We start from the raw sequence: 5,959 nt of genomic DNA, 5'->3' as shown, positions 1-5,959 counted from the left end.
AGCGCGGCGTCTTCGGTCCCATCGCCGCGTCATGCACGAAGGCTCGCTTACGCCACTTCGCGACTGTCTTGGGGTTCAGTCCATGCTGGGCGGCAAGATCTTTGAGCGGAGCTTTCGATCGCTGTAGCGTTGCTCTGACCGCGTGCGTGGTCGTGGCGCAGCCGTGAAGAACCTGTCCCATAACGCCTCCCGGTGTGCGGCGGTTACAGCTAAATTGATGCCACCACACCGCGGGACTGCACACCTAGCCGCGGCCCGTGAGGGACCGGGACCGATGTTTCACGCCACCATGCGGTCGGCGATCGAGGGCGCGCGGACACTCGCGCAACTCGACAGCCTGTCGCGATCTATCTGGCAGGCGCACGCCGCCGAGACCGTCACCGATGCCGAGGCGCAGGGCTTGGCCGAGGCGCTGCACACCCGCAGGAGCGCAGTGCGCGAGGCCGTGGCGCCCGTGGGCATTCCGCTCGGCCGCGTGACGCTGTTCCCGCCCAAACGCCTCCAGCGGGCTCCTGAGCGATCCGTGGCCATTGAGCGCCGCCGACGGCTGGCCTGCTCCGGACCGATGCCGCCTGCTCTCGCCTCGCGGTTCACCACCGGGCAGCTCGCGGTCCGGGCTTGTCGCAAACCGTGGGGTAGGTAGCAGGAGAGGCTGGTTCGACCGCGGCTTCAGATTTCCTTAACCTTTTGAAGTCCGAAGCAGACCTCGAGCAGCCGGTTCTGCTCCCGGACGGTCCACGCGCCGGTAAAGCCGAAGCCTTTGCGCAGCCACAGCATGGCCTCGAAGCCGCAGATCGTGCGCCGGGTTGTGTGGAACGAACGGAAGCCGCCTACCCGCGGCATCGCCCGTTTCACCCGGAAGTGGTCGCTCTCAATCCCCTGTTGCAGGTGCTTGGTGACGTAGTGGACCGGCGTGCGCGGCAGCAGACCCGCCTCGCGGCTATCGGCGATGGCTGACGGGTACGGTCCAGCGCTATCGGTGCCGATGCGGTCCGGGGCGAGGAGCGGCTGATCCTGGAGCATCTTACGGAAGAACCGCTTGGCGGCGTCGAGGTCGCGGTGGGCGGTGAGCAGGAAGTCCACCGACGTGCCGTGCTTGTCGATGGCCCGGTAGAGGTAGCGCCACTCACCSCGCACCTTGATGTASGTYTCGTCGATCCGGATAGAGCCGCAATGAGGYTGGCGGAATGCGCGTAGCCGCTTCTCGATCAGCGGCGCRTAGGCCAGRACCCAGCGGTTYAGGGTGGAGTGGTCCACCTCCARRCCGCGTTCCAGGAACAACTCCTCGATGTCGCGRTAGCTCAGCGGGTAGCGCAGGTACCAGGAGACGGCCTGGACGATGAGCGCGGCTTCGAAATGCCGGCCCCTGAAGTCGGCCTTGGCGCGCTGCTTGAGCTTGGCGGCGATGGCGGACAGGATCATGGACCGGCTCCAAGGCGGAGGCGGCAGGCTCGGCGGCTATGGCTAACGACCCGTGAACCTCAGCGCATTCGCGTTTGCGACAAGCCCCATGGCCGCGGCCGCCGCGACCAACGCCGCAGCGACGGCCCATGATGCAGCAATCGGTCAGAGGGCGTGTTGCGTAGGCTGCGAGGAACCACGTCGCGAGAAGCGCCGCTCCGCCACCAATGCCGATCGCCGCCACTCGGAACGCCTGATCCAACCGCTCCGGGTACGGCCGCTCCTCCAGCCGAAACCAGCCGCCACGGGGCGCCGGCTCCTCCTGCGGGTCGTAGGTCTGGCTGTGCGGCGCGGGCATGGGCTCACGATGGCGGACACGCGGCGAGGTGTCGAGCAGCCACTATCGACCCTCGCTGTGCACTAAATCGCCACACGACAGTGGACGCAGCATGATCCTGCTTGCCGCTGAGGCTGGGTCCGGCTACGAACCGGGTCCCAGACAAAGAAAAGGCCGCCCTCAAGGAGCGGCCCGAAGTCTAGGGAGGAAACGCCCTCAAGAGGGCTGCGGGACGGCGACGCTATCGCTGTCCCGCGGTGCCCACCTAGGCCCCTGCATCGCAGCGCGCAACCATTCAGGACCGCGGTATCTGCATGGGCGGGTTGACGGAACCGCTCGGGCGCTCTTCCACACCATGGCCCCGTTAGAGTGAGCCGCAGATCGCTACGGGCGACCGCAGCCATCTACCGCAAGGTGTCGCCTGAGCTTGGCTTGTAGCTCGTCCAGCTCGCGCACGGCCTTCCACGTAGACTGCCATGCTTGATGTGCGGATGGGCTCCTGTGCTCTTTCAGATCGTGCTTGGTGCAGCGTTCCGCGTCCGCGGCATGCTTCAACGCCCGCTCTACGGCGCTGAGCGTGTCTCGGATCTCAACCTCGGTCATCACAAGACCCTGTTCGGCATACCGTCCGACCGCATGGTGCCATGATCTCGCCCGGGACGGTGCCGCCGCGCTTAGATTGTCGAGCCAATCCCCTTACGGCTAAAGCCGCCCGATGTCCGACAAGTTCAACACCCTTCTCGAACGCCTCAAGGCGCACCAACGCACGCTCATCCTGTCCACGGTCGAAGTGACGGTCATCTCGCCAAACTCGAAGCTTAAGCATATGCGTAGATTGCATAGGCGGCATTTTTTCGCCCCAATTTCCGAACAGTTAATGCGCCCTTAACCCTTTCCGGCGCTCATTGAATTGGTTCAACGGAGCCTGTTCCATGCTCTCAACCGGTCTCTTGCTCGTGATTAGTGCAGCGCTCAGCGCGGCAGCGGCGGGCGCCGTAAGCGACCCGAACGCCCGCGACGGATAGCGCCGTCCCAAGCGGTTTGGCGGAGTGTGACGGCCCCGCGACAGGCTCGATTTCTTGTTCTCATGGCCGTTGTCAGCCCTCGAACCGGCACAGTTCAGCTGCCACACTGATCGGACCGAACGCCGTTTCTGGTCCTCGCGATGCTCGCCACAGCCCGCACTTTTTTCCTTCAGAACCGCGAGGGTGGTGCGGTGCTTGGGTCGTCCGCCTTGTTCATGACCGGGGCTATGACGCTGATCTGGCTGCTCGGCTGAGCTTACAGGTCTCGCCGCCGTCTTAGCCGCAGTGCCCAGATCAGCGCTCCGGGCCAAAACACGAGGCTGAGCAGCGCAACCAGCACAAAGGCGCGGCCCTTCCACCAAGTGATTGCAACGGGCAGGAACAACCCTGGCACCGCGGTGACGTTCTGCGGCGTTCTGCTTCGGAACTGGAAACGCCGGGGCGCCATTGAGGTGGGGCTAAACGGTGCCTCCGCCGAGAGTTCCTGCACAATCATGTTCATATTCGCTATAGTTTTCGCCGCGGTTGCAGTGCTTGGTGCCGCAATTGGCCTCGGCCATGTTGGGCATCCCATCGGCGGTCAATCCGTCGAGAGCTATGGCTGGGGCTTGTTCATCAACGGCTCAGCTATTGCTGCCTTCTTCGCCTTGCGCGCGACTCTTGCGCCGTCGAGCCGTTGGGTCAAACGGAAAACCCAGCCTCCGGAGTTGATCAGACATGCCCAGCCGGAGTGTGTGCAGGCTGAGAGTGGGAAGGTTGTCGCTCCTCAGACCACCATGGGCCGCGAGCCGCGGCGGGTGGCAAGCCCTGCTCCCGAGACGTCTCAGGCAACTGTCGTGCTCCCTGATGACCCTGAGGCGATCTTGGACGCACTGGTCGAGCGCGTTGGCACCGCGGGCGTAGATCTAATGCTGCGCAATCGCGCCAAGTTCGCCCACGCTGCAGAGTGATCTGAGCCCGACGAGCGATCGGGTTGGTCATCACGGGTCCGAGCGCCACGTCGTGACTGCGATCGCCCTATCGACATTCCGAGGCTCGGACCTGCGGGCATGCTCTCAAGATGGCGAGCGCCCGGGCGGCTGTCGAGGTGTCAGGCCCTGCGCATCGCCTGTGCCTGCAGCCGCTCGGCCTCTTCCTGCAACGCGTCCCGCTCGATCCGCATCGCCTCGACCAGGGCGTGCATGTTCCCGGCGTCGATCGCGGTCTCGACGAGCATGTCCTGGGTCGAGGCCAGTTGCTCGCGCAGCTCGGCATTCTCGGTCGCTAGCGCCAGGAGAAGAGCGGTCACGACATCGCTCATCCGGACCCCAGCACCGCCCTCAAGCTAGGGCGTGTAGTCGTGCGCAGGCTTGGCCGCAACTGCATCTATGTTAGCCGCGATGGCACCACCGAGGCTTCATTGCCGGCATGCGCTCAAGATGGCGAGCGATAGGGCAGGGGTCGTGGCTGTCAGGTTTCCAGCCGCCCGCGCTCTTAGCTGTTGACGGAATGACTACGTAGCTCGCCATGGGCGAAGCTGAAGCATATACGTAGACTGCATTCGTGGCGCCATCTTGCCCCAATCCGAGGACAGTTAACACGCCGTTAACCATAGCCGATGCTATTCGCTCGGATCAAAGGAGCCCAATCCATGATCTCGGTCGGTTTTCTCGTCGTGATCAGTGCAGCCCTCAGTGCGGCCGCGGCCGGTGCCGTGAGCGACCCGATTGCTCGCGATAGATAGCGCCGCTTTGATTGACTTGTCGAGGTGTGACGGCCGCGCGACAGGGCCGATTTCTCGCATTTAGTCCCCAGGAAGGCCCTCGAACCAGCGCAGTTCAGCTGCCACACTGACCGGATCGCACGCCGCCTCCGGGCCACCTCATGTTCAATGCAGCTTGTACCTTTGTTCTTAAGCACCGAGAACGGAGCGCGGTGCTCGCCTCATCTGGCTTGTTCTTGACTGCAGTCTATATCCTGGCGGCCATGCTTTCCTGAGCGCTGCGTCAGGTCGTCGAGCTGGAGAACGTCATCGCGGCGGTCGAGGCTGTGGCGACCGAGGAGGCACAACCAGCGCGGCTCGGCGTTCGATAGAAGCTGCCGACGTTGGCGGCTTCGGTACGAAACCTGGAGGCGCAGATGCCAAGCCAGCAGCCAGGGACGCCGAGGCGGAAGCCGCGCTTCCAAAATCGCGAACCGACCTTCGTTGAGATCGAGGAGGCGACCCTCTTCATGGCGTATGTCGTGGAGAGGTACGGCGAGCATTACGCCCCGATCATGGACCGCCTCGTCGTCGACCTGGAGGAAGCTCGGAAGCGTGGGGGAGCCCTACGGAAAGGGCAAAACGGATCCTCGACGAAGCGGAGGCAGACGGTCGGCTCGCAGCCGTGAACATCACGCGGAAGCGCTAAGAGCCTCACCTTGCGGAGAACACCATGAAGGCCGGTAGCATGCGCGCGCCCGACCCTGCGCAGCCGACGACGGTCGCTCTCCTGCGAGAGCAGTTCGGCCCACGGGTCATCATCCCGCTCGACAGCGTGATGGCGGCCTACTTCCCCGGCGTGTCGCAGGAGCACCTGCTGCGCCGGATCGGGGAGGGCAAGCTGGATCTGCTGGTCGTGCGGATCGACGCCAGCCAGAAGTCAGCCAAAGGCGTCGCCTTGGTCGACCTGGCAACGTACCTCGACCACCGGATCGAGGCAGCGCGTAAGGAATGCCGCCAGCTCTGCGGGTAGCCTGCAACGACAACGGCGCAGCAACCTGGGAAGGCGCTGCGCCGCTGGATCGGGCCGCCTGAGGGGGCGAATGACGGCCTTGAGCGGTGGGTACATCTGGCTCAGCCCCCGCGAGGTGCGCCCAAGCACATCCAACGCTGTGTGGCCCGGTGGTGACACGCGCCGACGACCACCTGTGGACGGCGCCGAGTGCCCCTGATTGGTCAAGGTTCAGGGGCCAGCGTGAGGTACTTCCCTCGATCCGGCTTTGCCATGTTCGCAAACCCTCACGCCTTCGTTCTCCATCATCGCGAGCGCCTTGCCGTGCTCCTGTCCTCGGCCCTGTTCCTGGCGGGCGCACTCCCGTTGTTCTGGGCGATTGGCTGAGCCAAACGCTCCAGTCTTGCTCGTCGGGCAGGGGCTGCGCAGCAGATCATGGTTATCCAGCTTGGCGGAGATCGTGGTGCACTACTGACAGATGTGATCAGAGCGAAGGGCGTGGC

The 5,959-nt window shown here is 64.4% G+C and carries 6 protein-coding genes and 1 pseudogene; 3 read left to right on the top strand and 4 right to left on the bottom strand.

Annotated elements, in window-relative coordinates; translation table 11 throughout:
* Positions 1–181: pseudogene (locus ACXJL8_RS31345) on the bottom strand (IS481 family transposase); the annotation flags it as partial.
* Between the two features lie 93 nt (positions 182–274).
* Between ACXJL8_RS31345 and ACXJL8_RS31340 the strand changes: the two are divergent.
* Entirely contained in the window at positions 275–643 is a 369-nt protein-coding gene (locus ACXJL8_RS31340) for a hypothetical protein (protein WP_456686180.1), read from the top strand.
* Between the two features lie 26 nt (positions 644–669).
* Here ACXJL8_RS31340 and ACXJL8_RS31335 read toward each other — a convergent pair whose 3' ends face one another.
* Entirely contained in the window at positions 670–1,422 is a 753-nt protein-coding gene (locus ACXJL8_RS31335) for an IS6 family transposase (RefSeq protein WP_456686179.1), read from the bottom strand.
* 817 nt (positions 1,423–2,239) lie between these two features.
* Between ACXJL8_RS31335 and ACXJL8_RS31330 the strand changes: the two genes are divergently transcribed.
* Complete coding sequence (locus tag ACXJL8_RS31330; RefSeq protein ID WP_456686178.1) at positions 2,240–2,386, top strand: hypothetical protein; 147 nt, start codon at positions 2,240–2,242, stop codon at positions 2,384–2,386.
* 1,467 nt (positions 2,387–3,853) lie between these two features.
* On the opposite strand, the gene ACXJL8_RS31325 is transcribed toward ACXJL8_RS31330, so the two are convergent.
* Positions 3,854–4,051 carry a hypothetical protein gene (locus tag ACXJL8_RS31325; protein ID WP_456686177.1) on the bottom strand — a complete coding sequence of 66 codons (198 nt, stop codon included), beginning with the start codon at positions 4,049–4,051 and terminating at the stop codon, positions 3,854–3,856.
* 697 nt (positions 4,052–4,748) lie between these two features.
* Complete coding sequence (locus ACXJL8_RS31320) at positions 4,749–4,976, bottom strand: hypothetical protein (protein ID WP_456686176.1); 228 nt, start codon at positions 4,974–4,976, stop codon at positions 4,749–4,751.
* 201 nt (positions 4,977–5,177) lie between these two features.
* On the opposite strand from ACXJL8_RS31320, the gene ACXJL8_RS31315 reads away from it, so the two are divergent.
* Complete coding sequence (locus ACXJL8_RS31315; protein ID WP_456686175.1) at positions 5,178–5,477, top strand: pyocin activator PrtN family protein; 300 nt, start codon at positions 5,178–5,180, stop codon at positions 5,475–5,477.
* The last annotated feature ends 482 nt before the right edge of the window (positions 5,478–5,959 follow it).

This window comes from Bradyrhizobium sp. P5_C11_2 (genome assembly GCF_054049755.1).
The sequence above is the reverse complement of the archived record's forward strand: the minus strand, read 5'-3'. Positions and strand labels throughout refer to the sequence as shown.